Annotated in this window: 23 protein-coding genes; 6 read left to right on the forward strand and 17 right to left on the reverse strand. The window is 33.8% G+C overall.

Features of this window, described 5'->3' with window-relative positions; genetic code table 11:
* Window positions 1-2: 2 nt before the first annotated feature.
* The 6 genes from EGX95_RS12045 to EGX95_RS12070 form a co-directional block, all read right to left on the reverse strand.
* A complete protein-coding gene (locus tag EGX95_RS12045; protein ID WP_000558207.1) occupies window positions 3-365 on the reverse strand; it encodes a DUF4181 domain-containing protein in 363 nt (120 codons plus the stop codon).
* Window positions 366-382: 17 nt separating this feature from the next.
* The gene (locus tag EGX95_RS12050) at window positions 383-1,219 is read right to left on the reverse strand and encodes a PP2C family serine/threonine-protein phosphatase (protein WP_052760724.1); all 837 of its coding nucleotides are present in this window, start codon (window positions 1,217-1,219) and stop codon (window positions 383-385) included.
* Window positions 1,203-1,688, reverse strand: coding sequence for an HIT family protein (locus tag EGX95_RS12055; RefSeq protein WP_002080579.1), 486 nt, complete (start codon window positions 1,686-1,688; stop codon window positions 1,203-1,205). Before EGX95_RS12055 ends, EGX95_RS12050 begins: the two co-directional genes overlap by 17 nt.
* 102 nt (window positions 1,689-1,790) lie before the next feature.
* A complete protein-coding gene (locus EGX95_RS12060) occupies window positions 1,791-1,961 on the reverse strand; it encodes a glycine zipper domain-containing protein (protein WP_001992228.1) in 171 nt (56 codons plus the stop codon).
* 296 nt (window positions 1,962-2,257) lie between these two features.
* Window positions 2,258-3,094, reverse strand: a complete 837-nt coding sequence (locus tag EGX95_RS12065; protein ID WP_001084753.1) for an ABC transporter permease — start codon at window positions 3,092-3,094, stop codon at window positions 2,258-2,260.
* Entirely contained in the window at window positions 3,087-4,292 is a 1,206-nt protein-coding gene (locus tag EGX95_RS12070; RefSeq protein WP_000370623.1) for a quaternary amine ABC transporter ATP-binding protein, read from the reverse strand. Before EGX95_RS12070 ends, EGX95_RS12065 begins: the two co-directional genes overlap by 8 nt.
* 170 nt (window positions 4,293-4,462) lie before the next feature.
* On the opposite strand from EGX95_RS12070, the gene EGX95_RS12075 reads away from it, so the two are divergent.
* Window positions 4,463-5,320, forward strand: a complete 858-nt coding sequence (locus EGX95_RS12075; RefSeq protein ID WP_001227645.1) for a glycine betaine ABC transporter substrate-binding protein — start codon at window positions 4,463-4,465, stop codon at window positions 5,318-5,320.
* A gap of 45 nt (window positions 5,321-5,365) precedes the next feature.
* On the opposite strand, the gene clpP is transcribed toward EGX95_RS12075, so the two are convergent.
* Window positions 5,366-5,947 carry an ATP-dependent Clp endopeptidase proteolytic subunit ClpP gene (gene clpP, locus EGX95_RS12080; RefSeq protein WP_063246814.1) on the reverse strand — a complete coding sequence of 194 codons (582 nt, stop codon included), beginning with the start codon at window positions 5,945-5,947 and terminating at the stop codon, window positions 5,366-5,368.
* Between the two features lie 21 nt (window positions 5,948-5,968).
* Entirely contained in the window at window positions 5,969-6,655 is a 687-nt protein-coding gene (locus EGX95_RS12085) for an RNA polymerase subunit sigma-70 (RefSeq protein ID WP_000337489.1), read from the reverse strand.
* 143 nt (window positions 6,656-6,798) lie between these two features.
* On the opposite strand from EGX95_RS12085, the gene EGX95_RS12090 reads away from it, so the two are divergent.
* From EGX95_RS12090 to EGX95_RS12100, 3 genes are all read left to right on the forward strand, one after another.
* Window positions 6,799-7,119, forward strand: a complete 321-nt coding sequence (locus EGX95_RS12090; RefSeq protein WP_001125382.1) for a 2Fe-2S iron-sulfur cluster-binding protein — start codon at window positions 6,799-6,801, stop codon at window positions 7,117-7,119.
* A gap of 4 nt (window positions 7,120-7,123) precedes the next feature.
* Window positions 7,124-7,786, forward strand: coding sequence for a ribose 5-phosphate isomerase A (rpiA, locus tag EGX95_RS12095; RefSeq protein ID WP_001049998.1), 663 nt, complete (start codon window positions 7,124-7,126; stop codon window positions 7,784-7,786).
* 108 nt (window positions 7,787-7,894) lie between these two features.
* Window positions 7,895-8,329: a GNAT family N-acetyltransferase gene (locus EGX95_RS12100; RefSeq protein ID WP_000555714.1), complete on the forward strand. Its 435-nt coding sequence runs from the start codon at window positions 7,895-7,897 to the stop codon at window positions 8,327-8,329.
* A gap of 130 nt (window positions 8,330-8,459) precedes the next feature.
* On the opposite strand, the gene EGX95_RS12105 is transcribed toward EGX95_RS12100, so the two are convergent.
* From EGX95_RS12105 to EGX95_RS12140, 8 genes are all read right to left on the reverse strand, one after another.
* Complete coding sequence (locus tag EGX95_RS12105; protein WP_000795732.1) at window positions 8,460-9,827, reverse strand: lytic polysaccharide monooxygenase; 1,368 nt, start codon at window positions 9,825-9,827, stop codon at window positions 8,460-8,462.
* A gap of 357 nt (window positions 9,828-10,184) precedes the next feature.
* Window positions 10,185-11,378 carry a macrolide family glycosyltransferase gene (locus EGX95_RS12110; RefSeq protein WP_000124904.1) on the reverse strand — a complete coding sequence of 398 codons (1,194 nt, stop codon included), beginning with the start codon at window positions 11,376-11,378 and terminating at the stop codon, window positions 10,185-10,187.
* Between the two features lie 85 nt (window positions 11,379-11,463).
* Window positions 11,464-12,144, reverse strand: a complete 681-nt coding sequence (locus EGX95_RS12115; RefSeq protein ID WP_001058134.1) for a formylglycine-generating enzyme family protein — start codon at window positions 12,142-12,144, stop codon at window positions 11,464-11,466.
* A gap of 146 nt (window positions 12,145-12,290) precedes the next feature.
* Window positions 12,291-12,794: a DNA topology modulation protein gene (locus tag EGX95_RS12120; RefSeq protein WP_000720544.1), complete on the reverse strand. Its 504-nt coding sequence runs from the start codon at window positions 12,792-12,794 to the stop codon at window positions 12,291-12,293.
* Window positions 12,795-12,815: 21 nt separating this feature from the next.
* On the reverse strand, window positions 12,816-13,202 hold the full coding sequence (locus tag EGX95_RS12125; RefSeq protein WP_001093431.1) for a ribosomal maturation YjgA family protein: 387 nt from the start codon (window positions 13,200-13,202) through the stop codon (window positions 12,816-12,818).
* A 65-nt stretch (window positions 13,203-13,267) separates the two neighbouring features.
* A complete protein-coding gene (locus EGX95_RS12130) occupies window positions 13,268-13,975 on the reverse strand; it encodes a class I SAM-dependent methyltransferase (RefSeq protein ID WP_000655489.1) in 708 nt (235 codons plus the stop codon).
* Window positions 13,976-13,996: 21 nt separating this feature from the next.
* Window positions 13,997-14,350: an MmcQ/YjbR family DNA-binding protein gene (locus EGX95_RS12135; protein WP_000648514.1), complete on the reverse strand. Its 354-nt coding sequence runs from the start codon at window positions 14,348-14,350 to the stop codon at window positions 13,997-13,999.
* Between the two features lie 13 nt (window positions 14,351-14,363).
* Window positions 14,364-14,771, reverse strand: a complete 408-nt coding sequence (locus EGX95_RS12140) for a GNAT family N-acetyltransferase (RefSeq protein ID WP_000288952.1) — start codon at window positions 14,769-14,771, stop codon at window positions 14,364-14,366.
* A 430-nt stretch (window positions 14,772-15,201) separates the two neighbouring features.
* Between EGX95_RS12140 and EGX95_RS12145 the strand changes: the two genes are divergently transcribed.
* Together EGX95_RS12145 and EGX95_RS12150 are read left to right on the forward strand one after the other, a co-directional pair.
* The gene (locus EGX95_RS12145) at window positions 15,202-16,587 is read left to right on the forward strand and encodes an S-layer homology domain-containing protein (RefSeq protein ID WP_000714650.1); all 1,386 of its coding nucleotides are present in this window, start codon (window positions 15,202-15,204) and stop codon (window positions 16,585-16,587) included.
* Window positions 16,588-16,589: 2 nt separating this feature from the next.
* Window positions 16,590-16,802: a DUF3006 domain-containing protein gene (locus EGX95_RS12150; protein WP_000820162.1), complete on the forward strand. Its 213-nt coding sequence runs from the start codon at window positions 16,590-16,592 to the stop codon at window positions 16,800-16,802.
* A 141-nt stretch (window positions 16,803-16,943) separates the two neighbouring features.
* Here the strand turns inward: EGX95_RS12150 and EGX95_RS12155 are convergent, their stop codons facing one another.
* The gene (locus EGX95_RS12155; protein WP_000680404.1) at window positions 16,944-17,360 is read right to left on the reverse strand and encodes a GNAT family N-acetyltransferase; all 417 of its coding nucleotides are present in this window, start codon (window positions 17,358-17,360) and stop codon (window positions 16,944-16,946) included.
* Window positions 17,361-17,384 lie beyond the last annotated feature (24 nt).

Raw genomic sequence — 17,384 nt, forward strand, 5'->3', positions numbered from 1 at the left:
TATTAAATAAGGAAATATAGTATTACCCCCGTTATGATTAATGAAATAGCTCCACCTAAGGATATCAAAAACTCCTTTGATTCACGATCATATTTCCATTCCATATATGATTCGAAACTATATAATGTAATTAAAAACAGAAAAGGTAGAAAACCCATGTATAGAGGATTCGAAAGAAAAGAGCATATACTTATAACTACTATATAAGAAAAAATAATAATCCTGTTTCCCCATTTATGCAGCTTGTTTACATATTTATTATTCCATCCTTTTTGTTTCGGTATATTTAGTCTTTTTCTCACTATATTTTCTAAAACAAATAAGAATATGATCCATAAAACTAATACAACTACTTTCACATGCATTAGAGAGATCACCTCCTTTATCTTATCGTCTGGATTTTGTCCGGCTGATCACTCGGATACGTAGTACTCATTTTGTTCTCTATGTCCCAACTAATAATCGTCGCACTATCTCTTCCTAATTGCTGGTGAACGTGTTCTAAAACATTATGGATATTTACTTTAAGTACGTTATTATTTCTATTCATATCACTATACAGATTTACAGGAGTTTCATACCGACGTTCCCCGCATTCTAATACTCCATCTGTCACCATTACAATTCGATTCTTTCCATTACGTAATTCACGAATGCCTGTTGAATAACAAGGAACAGGTAAATCAAATGTGTTTACATTTCCAATCCATTCGTAAAAATGACGTTGATTTAATGCATATTGTCCTAACTTATGTAACTCTTCATGAAATACATACACTAAACAGTCTCCAATAGATAGCCACCATATATAATTTTCTTTTCTTACACATAGTAAGCAAGCTGTTTCACCTTTAATTCTTTTGCACTTTTCCTTAAATGAAGAAGATTGTAAGATTGTAAGAATATGATTTTCAATAGATCGAAATACTGTATCAATCGATTCATTCATCATTTCTTTTATATTTTCATATTCTTTTTGAATTGTATTTACTACTAAATCAACACTTTCTGCACTATTATGTCCATCTAATATAGCTGCAAATTCCCAATCACCATTTGACCAAACTAACGCACCATCTTCATTCTTTTTTGCTCCGGCACTAATATTCCCACCATATGCACCGAGCACGATATCACCATATTGCTTTACCGAAATTTCGTCTAAACACATTTCTCTACTTCCAACCCATGAATGTTGTCTATTATTTGTTGTATGCATATTCACTCACCATATACTTTCGTATTCTTTCGCATAGTTTTTTGATTTTTTCTGTATCACCATAAGGCGCACCGTTCCATTTCGCTACTTCAGTCGGTGACCAAAACTCTTTTGGTGTATTTGCATAACGCGGTATGATGTGCATATGCATATGTGGTACACCATTCCCTGAAACAAAAGTGTAAATATGTTCCGCACCTTCACTTGCTTTTAGTGCTTTACTTACTCTACTTGATATAAGTCCGAACCTTTTCGCTTCTTCATCTGTTAGCTCAGCAAGACCAGGTACATGTCTTTTTATATCTATCATTACATAACCAAGATACGTTTCTTCGCTATCCCAGTGGACATGTCCAACGTAAACGAGTTCATCTTCGTAAATAGCTCCACCTGGAACTGTAATATTTCCTTTATGTTTTTCACAAATGAAGCAATTTTGTTCTTCTTGATTATTTGTTGGCATATCCATCACCATCCTTTTTATATATAATATCATAAAAAAAGGAAAAATAGGATTTATATTCCGAAAATTCATTCTTTTAACACAACAATTTTGAATTGAATTTACACGTCATTTTTTCTTCAAAACCACAACTCCAATTACAATCCCAATCACAATTCCGATTACTAAATTATTTGTAAAATAACCTTGGACTACACCGATTACAACCCCTATACCGACGCCTATCGCCAAGGCATCATTACTTTTTTTCTTTTTAGACAAAATAGCATCTCCTCTCATAATTTCTTCCAAAATAATATCTATTTACATGACTTCACTGTCTCCTAATATATTCGCTATTCCACTTAATAATTTCCAAAAAATGTACTTTATTACTTATACTTTTCCACCACATAATCCTCTTCTTAAGAAGAGATTTTCAAGTCGCTATTAAACAAACATATCGTTATTCATCGAAGAATTAAATCAATGAAATAAAAAAACAAGTTTTTGCGTCAGCTGACGGTTCTGTTATCGTTCGAATATAATCTATTCAAACAAAAAACACACTTTGTATAATAAAGTGTGTTTTTTTGTTATCTTCTTTTTTGGTGAAATCCTTGTGTAATACGATCTAATATAATCGCAATGACAACAATGGCTAGTCCCGCTTCAAATCCCATCCCGATATTAACTTGTGTCACAGAGCGGTATACATCAACTCCAAGACCTGGAGCTCCTACAAGCGATGCTGTTACTACCATTGATAAAGAGAGCATAATACTTTGGTTCACACCAGCCATGATCGTTCCAGTTGCGAGTGGTAATTGTACTTTAAATAATTTTTGTGATGCGGTAGAGCCAAACGCATTCGCTGCTTCTATTAAATCTTCTGGAACTTGTCTAATTCCTAAGTCAGTAAAACGAATTGTCGGTGGCATTGCAAAGATTACCGATGCAATAATCCCAGGTACTACTCCTACTCCGAAAAATGTAATCGCAGGAATCAGATATACGAAAGCCGGCATTGTTTGCATAAAATCTAATGTCGGTTTTAAAAATTTTGAAAACCGTTCATTTTGCGAAGCTAAAATGCCAATTGGGATACCTACAATAATTGAAATAATAACAGATGTAAGTACAAGAGCTAATGTCTGCATCGTCTGTGCCCAGTAGTTAATATTCAAAATAAATAATAATCCGATGAGTGTAAAAATAACTAAAGATACTTTTCTCGTTGTGTACCAAATGAGGAAACATAAAATAATAATCATCAATATGGCCGGTATTATTATTAAAAAATTAGTGAGTAAATCAACGAATCCGCCGATAATATAAGAGAATCCTCGGAATAAGCCTTCAAAGTGCTCATATAAACTTGCAACAAATGAGTCGACCCATTCCCCTAAAGGGATACGTGGTATACTATTCATCGTCTTTCACCTCTTCTTCAATATTACCTGCAAGAGCTTGAATGACACTTTCACGTTTAATAATTCCTCTTAGCCTTTTCTTCTCATCAATTACTGGTAACGGATATTTCATCTCCGCCATTTTCGCATACGTTTCTTCCAGTAAAGTATCTAAATACACGTGCGGAATATCGGTAAGTAATAAATCAGCAATCGGCCATTGCTTTTGTACTGCTTTACTCGCATCATCTGCCGTTAATATTCCTAAAAACTCATATTTTTTGTTAACAACATACACTGTAGAAACGCCGGCATTTCTCATAATTTGAAGTGCTACACGTGGTCCACGGTCAATTAATAACGTCTCTGGTCGTTTTAATATAGATTCCGCCGTTATTACTTTTCCTAAATTCACATCCGCCACGAATTTCTCTACAAATTCATTCGCAGGACTCATCATAATTTCTTCTGGCGTTCCAATTTGGACAACTTCTCCATCTTTCATTAACGCAATTCGATCACCAATTCGAAGGGCTTCATCTAAATCATGCGTAATAAAAATAATTGTTTTTTCCATTTTATCTTGTAATTCTAACAGTTCATCTTGCATTTCTTTTCGAATCAGTGGATCTAATGCACTAAATGACTCATCCATAAGTAAAACATCCGGATCATTCGTAAGCGCTCTCGCAATGCCGACACGCTGTTGCATACCACCGCTCAGTTGACTTGGATAATTATCTTTATGATGGTCTAATCCAACTAACTTCAAGGACTCTAACGCTTTTCTCTCTCGTTCCTCTACTGGAACTCCTTGTATTTCCAACCCATATGCAACATTTTGCAAAACGGTACGATGAGGGAATAGAGCGAATTTCTGAAACACCATGCTCATCTTCGTTCTTCTCACTCTTCGCAACTCTTCTTTTCCCATCGTTGCGATATCCTCTCCATCTATGTATATATGCCCCGCTGTTGGTCTAATCAGTTGGTTTAACATACGAACTAATGTCGATTTCCCGCTACCAGACAATCCCATAATAACGAAAATTTCTCCCGTATATACTTCGAACGTCGCCTTTTTTACGCCAACGTTCATTCCTGTCTCTTTCAAAATTTCCGATTTACTTTTTCCTTCTTTTAATAAGGTAAGCGCTCTTTGCGGGTGTTTCCCAAATACTTTTGTTACGTTTTCAACACGTACCTTTGTATTATCCATGTCACTACTCCTTTTCTACCCATCTATTCACATAGTGTTGCGATTTTGCAAAGAAATATTACATAAAAATAACATTTATAAGATTTCTTTAAAATTCTTTTTTCCGTTCATAATAAGAATGCTTACTTATACATTTATTTAAAAAGCAAACGTTTCTTAGGAGGTTTTTAATGAGAAAGAAAATATGGCTCATATGCCTTGCATTATTTATTACTATGATTTTCTCTTCATGTAATGCAACAAATGCAAATTCGAAAGGAAAAATTAAACTAGGTGTAACAAGTTGGAAAGAAAACATTGCAACTGCAAATATGTGGAAGGTACTACTAGAACAAAAAGGCTACAAAGTTGAACTCATGTATTTAGAAAAAGCGGCAATTTGGACTGGTGTTGCTCGCGGTGATGTTGATGCTAATTTAGAAGTATGGCTACCCGTTACGGATAAACCACTAAATGATCGTTATAAAGATGATATTGTCTTAAAATCAAAATGGTATGAAGGAACCGGACTAGGTTTAGTTGTCCCTTCTTATGTGAAAAACATAAACAGCATTGAAGATCTAAATGCACATAAAGATGAACTAGATAATAAAATTGTCGGAATTGAACCTGGCAGCAGTCTTATGAATTTAACGAATAAAGCGATGAAGGAATATGATATAAAGCTAAAACTTGTCCAGTCTTCTGAAGCTGCTTTGATGAGTGAACTAAAAAAAGCATATACGAAAAAGAAACCAATCGCTGTTACGCTTTGGAATCCACATTGGGGTTTTTCAGAATTTGACTTAAAATATTTAAAAGACCCTAAGAAAGTATATGGTGAAAAAGATGACATTTATTACTCTGTTCGTAAAGGTTTCGAAAAAGATCATCCGGATATCATAAAATACTTTGATAAATGGAAAATGAACGATGAACAGCTTGGTACATTAATGGTCGAGTTAAATAAAACGAAAGATCCCGAAGAAGCGGCGCGAAAATGGATTAAAAAGAATCAAGCGTTAGTCGATGAATGGATAAAAGATTAATAAAACAGGCTAGAGAATATACTTTACTCTCTAGCCTGCTTTCTGCTATTTTTTCGTAACAACATCATCTACAATCCCATATGCCTTCGCTTCTTCTGCAGTCATAAAATAATCTCTTTCTGTATCATGTGCTACTCTTTCAATCGGTTGCCCTGTTTTTTCTGCAATCATTTTATTAATATCATGTTTTAACTTTAAAATTCTTTTTGCTGTTATTTCAATTTCTGTTGCCTGCCCTTTTGCACCACCAAGTGGCTGATGAATCATAATTTCACTATTCGGGAGTGCAAATCGTTTTCCTTTTGCACCTGATAATAATAACAATGCACCAAATGATGCTGCAAAGCCCATGCATAGCGTTTGTACATCAGGTTTGACTAAATTCATTGTATCTAATATAGCAAATCCCGCTGTCGTTGATCCGCCTGGGCTATTAATGTATAAAAATATATCTTTCTCTGCATCTTCTGCTTCTAAAAATAATAATTGAGCTACGACACTACTCGCTACTTGATCATTTATTTCTGAACCGATAATAATAATACGGTCTTTCAATAACCTTGAATATATATCATAGGAACGTTCTCCTAATTTCGTTTGTTCTACAACATATGGAATTGCATTCATTTTAAATCCCTCCAATAATTGTTATGCTGCTAAAAGCATACAACTGTAGGAAGAAGGTTGTTTCACATTAAATAATAAGACTGGCTGTTTAGATGGTAACTTAGTAAAATCTATTGTTGGAAGCAGTTTCGTTAATAATTCCGGTCTCTCTTCTCGAATAGACGTTACTACAACTTCCATATCGTCTGTGAATTCAACTATCTCTATCCCTTCTTCACTTACAGTTTTTAACCTATTTCTACTCCGAAACAAAGAAGCTTTTACTGCCCCTTCCGATACGGAACATACTTTAGCAATATCAGCGATACTATATTGAAAAACATCCTTTAATAATAAAATCGTGGATTGCTGTACATTTAATGAAGATAATACTTTCCCTACCATTTCATGCAAATCTGCAATTTTTTCATGTGCTTCTTCAAAAGTAATTTGGTCTCTTATTTTTTCATGAACTGATTTTGACTTTATTTGATCTAACCAACGATTTCTAGCTATTTTATATACGAGCGTCATACAAATATCTTTATTACTATATTTTTGAAGTACTTTACAAACTGTTTCTTGGGCAAGATCTTCGCCATCCCATTTATTTTTCGTTAAAAATGTACAGTATCTTTTCAACTCTCCGTATTGCTCAATTAAAAAAGTTATATTTGAATGATTCATATCGATATGATTTTTCAAAATATGAGTTACTTTTGTGCACAAAATAACCACTCCTTTTCAGCGCTTACTTAATTAACGATTCAACAAATAAAAAAGTTACGGGGCATATAAAAAAATTATGTTTATGTTCAATAATTCGCGGTCATAAATATGTTATGTACAATTTTACGTGAGGAGGAACAAATTTGCCAAAATTAACAATTGAAGGTGCGGGAACTTTTGATGTAAAAGAAGGCACAAAATTAGTATTAGCAATTGAAGATAACGGTGTAAACATACTCCATCGTTGCGGCGGAAAAGCACGTTGCACAACTTGTAGAGTAGAAATACTAGCAGGTGATTTCTGTGAAGCGAGTGCGAATGAGAAACATGCAATGACTGAAAAAGGGATTGAGGATCATTTACGATTATCTTGTCAAATGCGTGTACATAAAGATATAGTCGTTCGTCCGGTACTTACAGTTGAAAATTCAGGTCTTGATGCTGGGCCACGTCCGGCGGAGTAAAGCGATGAATTTAAAACAACTCGCTGGTGAATATGCTGCAACCTTCGTAAAAGATGGTATGAAGATTGGTCTTGGTACAGGATCAACCGCATACTGGACGATACAAAAATTAGGTCAACGTGTAAAAGAGGGATTATCAATTCAAGCTGTCCCGACATCAAAGGAAACGGAAGCATTGGCACAGCAGCTAAATATTCCGTTGATTTCGTTAAACGACGTACAAAGTCTTGATCTTACAATTGATGGCGCTGATGAAATTGATTCTAATTTACAGCTTATTAAAGGAGGCGGTGGTGCATTACTTCGCGAGAAAATTGTAGCCTCCTCCTCGAAAGAACTTATCATTATCGTTGATGAATCAAAAGTTGTGACACGTTTAGGGACTTTTCCATTACCTATTGAAATCATACCTTTTGCATGGAAACAAACCGAAAGTAAAATTCAATCTTTAGGATGTCAAACAACGTTACGCTTAAAAAATAATGAAACGTTTATAACCGATAATAATAACATGATTATCGATTGTATATTCCCTAATCATATACCTACTCCTTCCGATTTACACAAAAGATTAAAAATGATTACTGGTGTAGTTGAAACCGGATTGTTTGTTAATATGACTAGTAAGGCGATTATTGGAACAAAAAATGGGATACAGGAATTATAATGAACGCTGACTCTTACAGTCAGCTTTTTTTATATTTTCTCGTTATTACGTAACATTATGATATACTATGAAAACAAAAGCACATCACACTAGAAAGGATTGAACAATTTGCACTCCAAACTCATAACAGAACTTACAGATTTAGAAACTGCCTTTCATATTCGAAAAGAAGTATTTGTAAAAGAACAAAATGTCCCACTTGAAGATGAATTCGATATGTTTGATGAAATCGGGGAGAAATGTAAACATATTTTAGTTTATTATAATGAGCTTCCTGTTGGTACAGGTCGTATCCGATTTGTTGATGGAACTGGAAAATTAGAACGTATTTGTATTTTAAAAGACTATCGTAAATACGGTTTAGGAAAAGTAATTATTCAAACGTTAGAAGAAATTGCTCGTGAAAAAGAATCTACAAAAGTAAAACTACACGGTCAAACACAGGCTGAAGGATTTTATAAAAAACTAGGTTATCAAATCTCTTCTGATGTATTTATGGAAGATGGCATTCCGCATATACTTATGACGAAAATGTTATCATAATAAAAAAGGCAGTATATGAAACTACTTTACGTATTCATATACTGCCCTTTTTTATTTATAGAAAAATGAATTCTCAAGATGTCCTTTTGCATCAAAGCCCATTATCTCTTAGTTCATACCAAGGTAAATCTTACACTGTTTTCCATAATGATAAAGCATAAATCCAGTTTGGATCCCCATTTCCTTTATAACTTTGGACTGCTTCATATACTTTTCCCTCGTGTAGAACTTTATCTCCCTTTTCATATGCTTTCTTTGCATCCCATTCTTCATATGAAACGCTTTCAGTTTTTGTAGTAATTATGAATATATCACTCTGTACAGATTCATTTCCAGCTACATCAACAGCTTTCACTACATATTTATAAGTAGTATTAGAGAGTAAATATTTATCCATATAAGAAGTCGTATTGGATGTTGCAATTTTTTCCATCGATCCTTTTGTTTCTCTATAAATATCGTAATGGTCTACACCAATATTATCGTCAGAAGGACTCCACATTAGATCCACACTTGACGCTGTCGTTCCCATACTATGTAATCCTTTTGGTTGTGTTGGTGCTTCTGTATCAGGAGCCTCAACTGTTGTTTTCACTGTAAGCGTTGCACTTTCTTTCGATACATTTCCAGCTGCGTCAATTGCTTTTATAGTATAAGAGTATTCTGTACTTGGTTGTAATTTTTTATCAATAAAATGAGTTCCTGGTACTGTATCAATCATCTCTCCGTTACGGAAGATTTGATACCCTTTTACCCCTACATTATCCGTAGAATCGTTCCATGCTAGTTCTATACTATTCGCTGTTACTTTTTGTGCCTGAATTCTATTTGGAATGCTTGGAGCTTCTGTGTCTGGTTTTACGTCATTGATGAGATTAACATCAATTACATTATAGAATGCATTTGCTGTATCAGCTACATCCCATACTGCTAAAATTACATGATACCCACTTCTATCAGTAGGTACATTGATTTTGTGAGTTAAATGATTTGAGGCTGCAGAACCATCATGTTGCACAGTTCCAATTGGTTCAAAATCTGCTCTTGTGAGCGCTTTATTTGGATTCCATCCTTTTTTTGTAATATAGTAATGCCATTTGCTCGTTAAGTGAGGCGCTGTATATTTCCACGTAAATGTATTTTCCCCGCCTGTAATTGTATTTTTAAACCAACGATCGGCAGTTTGTTGATCTAAAATACCACCAAACTTACCACCTGCAGAAGCGATTTGACCATCAACTGGGCCAGTTTGCGGGAACCCTTTTGGAGCTTCCAAACTTTGTGGTTCATACATAACACTTCCGCAGTTTACATTTAGTGCACCATAAGTTGGACTACATAAAGCAGATCGGCTGCTCGGCTTTTCAACAAAACCGTGCGCGTATGCGTTTTGAGGAATAAGTGTCGTGCCAATAATTCCAGCTGTTAATGCAACAGCTCCTAGACTTTTTTTGTTCATTTTCATGTTTTGTAGTTGTTTTAAAAATTGATTCTTCATGTTCCTGTCCCCTTCTTGTTATAATTCGTAGTGTAATGTGGGCTTCGATGTAAAAGAATAACAAGAGATAATCTTGTAACGATGTATGTGTGTATTATGCATACACCGCAGTGAAAATATATTTCATTTCTTGTGAAATATTTCACTTGATGAATATATAATGACATAGAAATCATCAAAGTATGTGCAGAAGTTGTGCAGAAATGATGAAAGCATTAGTAACACGTAAAGCTATGGTCCGAATTTACAAAACAGAATATTTAACATTTCAAAACAACGAATTCTCCGCTTCATATAAAAAAAGAGTGTCTATATCATTTCATATAGACACTCTTCTCATGTATAATTTTCTATTTATTATTGACCTATAAATGTAAAAATCTCATCAGCAGCTTCCTGATAGCCACCAGATTTCAGAAAAGATTCCTTCAAATTCCATGCAACTTCTTTATATGATGGATTATTTAATACAAGTTCTACACTTTCACGTAGTTGTTCTACAGTTAATTCTTTCATAGATAACTTAATCCCAGCTCCTAGATTCTCCACTTGCTTTGCGATTACTGGCTGATCTGCACTTTGCGGAATTACAATGAGTGGAATCCCGTTATATAGCCCTTCATGTGTACTGTTCATTCCACCATGTGTAATAAACAACTTTGTATATGCAAGTAGTTTCGTTTGTGGTACATAGTTTTTCACAATGAAGTTTTTAGGAATTTCACCTAAATCACTTATGTTCGTTTTATTACCAATAGACATTACAATAGTATGCTCGCTATTCTCGAACGCCTTCATACAAAGTTTATAAAAATCAAGCGCTTCATTAAAAACAGTGCCTAGCGAAATGTAAATCGGGCTTTTTTCTTCAATTGAAGTAAAATCAAAGTCTTCATTTTTTACTTGTGCAGGGACGGATGGACCTACAAATTTAAATGTTTCATTAAACATATCTCCAAAAGGCTGGAACTCTTTTATTGTATATACAATAGTAAGTGACGCTGGATTACAGAAAACTTCATATGGTGAGTTTATTTCAACACTATACTTTTCCGCAACCTCCTTAGTTAATCTTTCAAAATCATTATGTATCCTCTCCTGAACTTTCACTGGGATACTTTTAGACAAGTGATCTAACATTTGTTGAAATGATTTTTCATCTTGTGCAAAAGATGTACAGGAATTTATTGCCGGAAGCTTTAAAATTTGAGCAATTATACGGCCACAGCCAAACATCGAATCATGAATCATATAATCAAAATGTTCTCCTTCAATTTGTTCAAGAACACTTGGTATAATAACATCTGCTGTATGTAGAAGACCGTTTATTCTTTCCTGCAAATAATTTCGGCCACCGGAAAGAAAAGCTTTTATAAACCTTTGGTCGTCAATTGTTCTTACAATAGCCCCTGTTTTTTCAATACGTTCTCTGAAAGCTTCTATTGAAAAATAAACTACCTCTTCCCCGCGCGAAACTAATTCTTCTACAACTTGCAATGTTGGATTTATATGCCCTTCTGATCCAGTATTAATGAATAAAACACGTGCCACTTTAAACACTCCTTAAGTCAAATCTTTTCTATCATATTAAGAATATGGATACTCTCCAAAATCTTTGTTTTATACTATTCTTTTATTAAATTGACCTTGCAAGCCTAAAACCAAGATCATCTATATGAAATGTAGGATGGCTACGTCGGCGACAAGTCGCGCCACAGCCTCTAGCTTCTTCAGCCCAACTGCCACCTCGAAAAATCCGGTATGATCCATACACCTTTTCATCATACAAATCATAGCACCATTCCCAAACGTTCCCTAACATATCATAAAGGCCCCATGCATTCGGCTCTTTTTTACCAACGTCTTGAATTTGTCCGTTTGAATTTTCATTATACCATGCTATTTTCTGAAGTTCTCCATATGTATATCCTGGCGTATCTGCTTTACATGCGTATTGCCACTCTGCCTCAGACGGTAATCGATAGCCATTTGAATGTAAGTTACAACTAACCTTTTTTCCATCATCTTGTATAGAATAAAACTCTGTAAGCCCTGCTGTTTTAGAGAGTGAATTACAAAAAGTAATTGCATCATGCCATGAAATATTTACAACTGGCTTATTGCTATTTTTATAATCATTACATGTACTATTTATAATACCATCATATAATTCCATCGTTACAACATACTTTGCAAGAAGAAATGGTTTGATTTGCACTTGCCATTCTTTCTTTATTCGATCATCTCTTAATACTACTTCTCCTTTTGGAATATTGACCATTAATGAATTGATCCTTTGAATTAAATCGTTATTCATTTACTATTCCTCCAAGCATTATTTTTACATAGGTTCCTATTACAAAATACAATTTCCAGGCATGTTTAAATACATCATAATAAAAAAAGATTAGTTTTATTAAACTAATCTTTAATATCCACAAAGAACTGTTATGTCACATGCTATTATATGCGTTCTAAAAACTTCCGAACCTCACTTGAAGATTTTAAAACAATAACCTTTTTCTCTTCTGGCAACTGCTCTAACTTTTTTATAATTGTAGGTCGTTTAACATTAGGATATTCCCATATCCATTTAAAAAATTGCAAATCAAATCTTTCTTCACATCCCGCGCCCATATCCGGTCTTGTTTTATTCCGATATTGTACAACTCTTTTAAAAGCATGATAAACACATATTGTTCTATGAATATCAAGAAAGATAATTGTATCAGCTGCGTTCATTCTTATGTCCATTGTCCCACCATAATTCCCATCAATAATCCACTCATCTTCTTTCACTAATTCATTCTGAACCGTTCTTTGCTCTTCTTTCGGTACCCCTTCCCAATTCGGTTTCCAAAATAGTACATCAAGATGATGTACTTTAATATTTAGTTTATTTCCTAGCTGTTTTGCTAATGTAGATTTCCCTGAACCACCAGAACCTATTAATATTATTTTTTTCATAAATACCCCTTTTTACATCTTTTATTTATTCCGTAACATAAATTCACAAAACATTCCTACCCCAACACCAATTATATAAGCCACCAAATCATTCCACAAAAATCCATAACCTAATACGAGTCCACCTAAAGTCGTTGCACGAATACTATCTATCCATTCAGCATGATACAATTGGCTCACTTCAATCCCGTAGCAAAACATTAAACTAATAAAAGCCAATTTCTTCGTTTCTATTTTAGGAAATAAAAATCCAAATCCAATGAAAATCATTAACGCCCATAAAGCATCACCTAAATAATCATTTAATAGAGCCGGCAGCGCAAAAGCAAATTTTCTTGAACTAAGCCCTAAAATAATAACAAGGATTGTAAACATTGCGTATAGTAATCTATTTCGTTTCGTATTCATTTCAAAACTCCTAATTCATCATTTATAACTGCAAAATAGCTAGTAAAATATAATCATTTTACTAGCTATTTATTAACTGCTTTAACAATAAGGAAATGTGGATTTGTATTTAAATAGTAATAAGATTTTTCATTTACTTCTTTCATCTTTTTAACTGGCCTTGGTTCGACCATTTTTTCTAACATAAAATAATTTGTTGTTTCATTAATAATGTCTTGAAGTGACCTTCTAAAAAATTCAACTTCAATTGTAATGTTTGGTTTAACCCAAGTATCTACTAATAATTGTTTTTCGAAATAATTTTTACAAGTAAACTTTGTAAAGTCCATAAAAGGATGATGAATGGAGTATATAAATTCTCCACCTGGCTTCAGTACGCGACGAAACTCCTGAAATACTTGATTCCAATTTTCTAAGTAATGAAGAGTTAACGAACTTACAATTACATCAAAAGTATGATCTTCAAACGGTAATACTTCTTGCAAGTCATGACAAAGAAACGTTGCTTTATCCCCCATACTTTCCTTTGCAGCTTTTACCATTTCATAACTTACGTCAATTGCAGTAACATTTGCTCCTCTTTCTACAAATTGAGAAGTATACCATCCAGCTGCACATCCGGCATCTAGTATACTCTTCCCTTCTAATTTCTTTGGAACCATCTCCATCATCGCTGGTCTTTCATAATAGCTGTTATATGGATTTGCCACATCTAGATTTTCTTTATATGTACTCGCTAATTTATCATATGTATCTTTGATCGTGTCTTTCAATACATCCACCCCTTATACATATTAATCTAATAACTCTTGCTGCTTTCTCTTTGAAAATGATTGTAGAACTAAATCATACGACCAATCAATCATCTTATTAATTTGTACCTGTTCTACATCTTTATGTATATACACCGTATTCCAATGTTTTTTATTCATATGATACCCCGGAATGATTGTTTCTGGATACTCTTCTCTTAATCTTAGCGCAAGTTCTGGATCACATTTTAATGTAATTGTCGCTTTTTCGCCTTCTTCATGGTTCAATATCGCAAATATTTTATTATTTAGCCTCATACATGTTGCATTCCAACCATCAGGAGAATCTTCTGTCGCTTTTCTTTTCGATACACAATATGCTCTTGTTGCCTTCATTCTCATTCACACCTCATATTTCTTTTACTATTTGATTACGATGCATCACAATTTGTTTCGTCGCTTGAAATTGTTGTTGACCATAAAACTTTATAAGCTTCTCTCCACAAAATAAGCTCACAATATCGATATGAGATATTTCTTCAAGCAACATTGTAAGCATCTTCTCTCCAATGCCTTTATTCCTTACCCTCTCATGCACAACAACATCTTCTATGTATGCTCGAAAGACACCATCTGAAACAACTCTAGCAAACCCAATTAACTCATTTTCTTCCCATACACCAATCGCTATACTGTTCTTTAACATTTTTTCAATATCGATTTCTTTTCTTTCTGGCCACCAACCGACAGAATTATAAAGCATCTTTATTTTTCCAGCGCATATTGGTTGATCATGTTGTAATTTATAAGTGTACATTTTCTTTCTCCCATTAAATAGAATGTATATTATTATAATTAATTTTACGAATAACCCACTTTAGTATTAGCAAGTTCGCTTGCATACTTGTTAGCACTTCTCATTACATAACTACAATGAAATATCAGCAAATCCCTCAATACGTCTACAAAATGCAGTTTCTCCTCATATTTATTTTCCCTTACGTTCTTTCCTTCACTATAGTTCTGTAGTACAATCTGTTACCAAAACTTCATAAGATTAATTTATAATATAGATTTTACAATTGCAATATATATAGTTCCTAGCTCTATTTCATTACTATGTTTAGATTTGATGAATTCGTAAATACACACACTTACTAATAAGATATTTAACTATTAAACTTTGAATTACTTGTAAGAAATGGTAAAGTTAATAAGATAAAAAACACATTAAGTGAGGCGATTTTTTGAAAAAGTTTAGTTTATTACTAACAGCATTTGTCATGATTTTATCATTATTCATTCCAAATCTTACAAGTGCTAGATCTTTCCCTGATGTCCAATCTAATCATTGGGCAATTAAAGAAATTAACTATTTATCGGATAAAGGTATCATTAAAGGTACGCCAGAAGGAACTTTTAAACCAAGCGATGATGTAACTCGTGGACAAATGGCCTTAATGCTAGATTTATCATTAAAATTAGAAAAACCATCTAGCTATAATCATATTTTTTCCGATGTAGCCAAAGGTATCTATTATTATGATTCTGTACATAAGTTAGCACATAATAACATTGTACAACGTGAAACGAATTATTTCCCTGATCGCTCATTAACTCGTGCAGAAATGGCAAAGGTTTTAGTTAAAACTTTTGATTTAAAGCCTACAGGTGCCGACGTCAATTTCCCCGATGTTCCATCTACTCATTGGGGTTACAATTATGTCAAAATTTTAGCTCAAAATAATATTACCACTGGATTGCCTGATGGTACATTTGGTCCAGGTGTAAAAGTAACTCGTGAGCAATTCGCAGCATTTTTGGCTCGTGTATTAGAACCAAATTTTCGTCCTGCTCTTCCTAAGCCTAAAGGAGAGTTAGAAGTTCATTATATTGATGTAGGACAAGGTGATGCTACTTTTATTAAATCGCCAAGTGGAGAAACGATTCTTATTGACGGTGGTAACAACGGAAAAGGTAAAGTAGTAGCAGATTATTTAAAAGGATTAGGATTCCAAACTATTGATTATATGATCGCCACTCATCCTGATGCTGATCATGTAGGCGGATTAGATGAAGTCTTATATTCTATGAATGTAAAAAACGTTTACGCACCTAAAGTAAGTCATACGACACAAACGTTTAAAGACTTTTTAACTGCAGTAGCTAACAAAGGGTTAACTATTAAAGAAGCGAAGTCTGGAGTAACTTTACCAATAAATGGTTTAAACTCACAATTTTTAGCTCCTGTTAAAGAATATGGTAACGATCTAAATGAGTGGAGTGCTGTATTAAAAGTAACACATGGCAGCAAATCTTTCTTATTTACTGGTGATGCTGAATCTAAAAGTGAAAACGATATGGTTGAAACACATGGTTCTAACCTAAAATCCGATATATTAAAACCTGGTCACCATGGAAGTAAAACATCTTCTTCTCAGCCATTTTTAGATGCAGTGAAACCAAGTATCGCTGTGATCAGTGCGGGTACAGGTAACCGATATGGCCATCCTACACAGGAAACTTTAGCAAAGTTAAATGCAATGTCTGTTAAAGTATATAGAACTGATTTAAATGGGACTGTAATTATTACGAGTGATGGTTCTAACATTTCTGTAAGAACGGAGAGATAATTATGAAAAGAGGTATTATTGACCGTTTTGAAGGCGAACTAGCAGTTATTGAAGTGAATAACATAACAATGGATGTACCTAAATCCAAACTCCCTTCCACTGCAAAAGAGGGGGATGTTCTTATAATTGAGGGTGATACGTATACAATTGATAAGGACGAAACGGATAAAAGAAGACGTGAAATACAAGATTTAATGAATAAGCTATTTGAATAGTAAAAAAAGAAAATCCTTGTAATACGAATCGAAATATTTCTTCGCATAATTGCATCAGATTGATTAATTTCTATAAACTAAAAAAAGCATCGCCTTATTGGCGATGCTTTTAAAATCCACTTTTCTTGTAGAACACAGATACTATAACCTCTTCTCTAAAAAATGTTGACTATGTCCTTTAGGATGATCTTCAACAACACCATATTCTCGGTAGCCGTGCTTTTTATAAAATTCTGGTGCTTGAAAACTAAATGAATCTAATAATATTAATCTACAGCCTTTTTCCTTCGCAATGTCTTCAATTTTATGTAATAATTGACTACCATAACCATCATAACGAACTGATTCATCAACCCATAAAAAATCTATATGAAGATGATAAAAATACATCGTACCTGTTACGCCGCCAAAGATTTTCCCAGCCTCATCTTTCACAACAAAACTTACTTGTTCCATCGGCTGTTTTGCTTCATCAGTTAAAATAGACATGTTATATTGAATGACTTTATTTTTTATGTATTCTCCTTCAGCACGGGTACCATTCTCTATGTGTTTCATATATTCCTTCCTTTCAACTTAGTA

This window comes from Bacillus sp. FDAARGOS_527 (assembly GCF_003812125.1).
Lineage (GTDB): Bacteria > Bacillota > Bacilli > Bacillales > Bacillaceae_G > Bacillus_A > Bacillus_A paranthracis.

What these genes read in the sequence shown, in the direction of transcription:
- EGX95_RS12045 (WP_000558207.1), bottom strand. Translation starts at nt 365, where the DNA reads ATGCATGTGAAAGTAGTTGTATTAGTTTTATGGATCATATTCTTATTT.
- EGX95_RS12050 (WP_052760724.1), bottom strand. Translation starts at nt 1,219, where the DNA reads ATGCATACAACAAATAATAGACAACATTCATGGGTTGGAAGTAGAGAA.
- EGX95_RS12055 (WP_002080579.1), bottom strand. Translation starts at nt 1,688, where the DNA reads ATGGATATGCCAACAAATAATCAAGAAGAACAAAATTGCTTCATTTGT.
- EGX95_RS12060 (WP_001992228.1), bottom strand. Translation starts at nt 1,961, where the DNA reads ATGAGAGGAGATGCTATTTTGTCTAAAAAGAAAAAAAGTAATGATGCC.
- EGX95_RS12065 (WP_001084753.1), bottom strand. Translation starts at nt 3,094, where the DNA reads ATGAATAGTATACCACGTATCCCTTTAGGGGAATGGGTCGACTCATTT.
- EGX95_RS12070 (WP_000370623.1), bottom strand. Translation starts at nt 4,292, where the DNA reads ATGGATAATACAAAGGTACGTGTTGAAAACGTAACAAAAGTATTTGGG.
- EGX95_RS12075 (WP_001227645.1), top strand. Translation starts at nt 4,463, where the DNA reads ATGAGAAAGAAAATATGGCTCATATGCCTTGCATTATTTATTACTATG.
- clpP (WP_063246814.1), bottom strand. Translation starts at nt 5,947, where the DNA reads ATGAATGCAATTCCATATGTTGTAGAACAAACGAAATTAGGAGAACGT.
- rpiA (WP_001049998.1), top strand. Translation starts at nt 7,124, where the DNA reads ATGAATTTAAAACAACTCGCTGGTGAATATGCTGCAACCTTCGTAAAA.
- EGX95_RS12105 (WP_000795732.1), bottom strand. Translation starts at nt 9,827, where the DNA reads ATGAAGAATCAATTTTTAAAACAACTACAAAACATGAAAATGAACAAA.
- EGX95_RS12115 (WP_001058134.1), bottom strand. Translation starts at nt 12,144, where the DNA reads ATGAATAACGATTTAATTCAAAGGATCAATTCATTAATGGTCAATATT.
- EGX95_RS12120 (WP_000720544.1), bottom strand. Translation starts at nt 12,794, where the DNA reads ATGAAAAAAATAATATTAATAGGTTCTGGTGGTTCAGGGAAATCTACA.
- EGX95_RS12125 (WP_001093431.1), bottom strand. Translation starts at nt 13,202, where the DNA reads ATGAATACGAAACGAAATAGATTACTATACGCAATGTTTACAATCCTT.
- EGX95_RS12135 (WP_000648514.1), bottom strand. Translation starts at nt 14,350, where the DNA reads ATGAAGGCAACAAGAGCATATTGTGTATCGAAAAGAAAAGCGACAGAA.
- EGX95_RS12140 (WP_000288952.1), bottom strand. Translation starts at nt 14,771, where the DNA reads ATGTACACTTATAAATTACAACATGATCAACCAATATGCGCTGGAAAA.
- EGX95_RS12150 (WP_000820162.1), top strand. Translation starts at nt 16,590, where the DNA reads ATGAAAAGAGGTATTATTGACCGTTTTGAAGGCGAACTAGCAGTTATT.
- EGX95_RS12155 (WP_000680404.1), bottom strand. Translation starts at nt 17,360, where the DNA reads ATGAAACACATAGAGAATGGTACCCGTGCTGAAGGAGAATACATAAAA.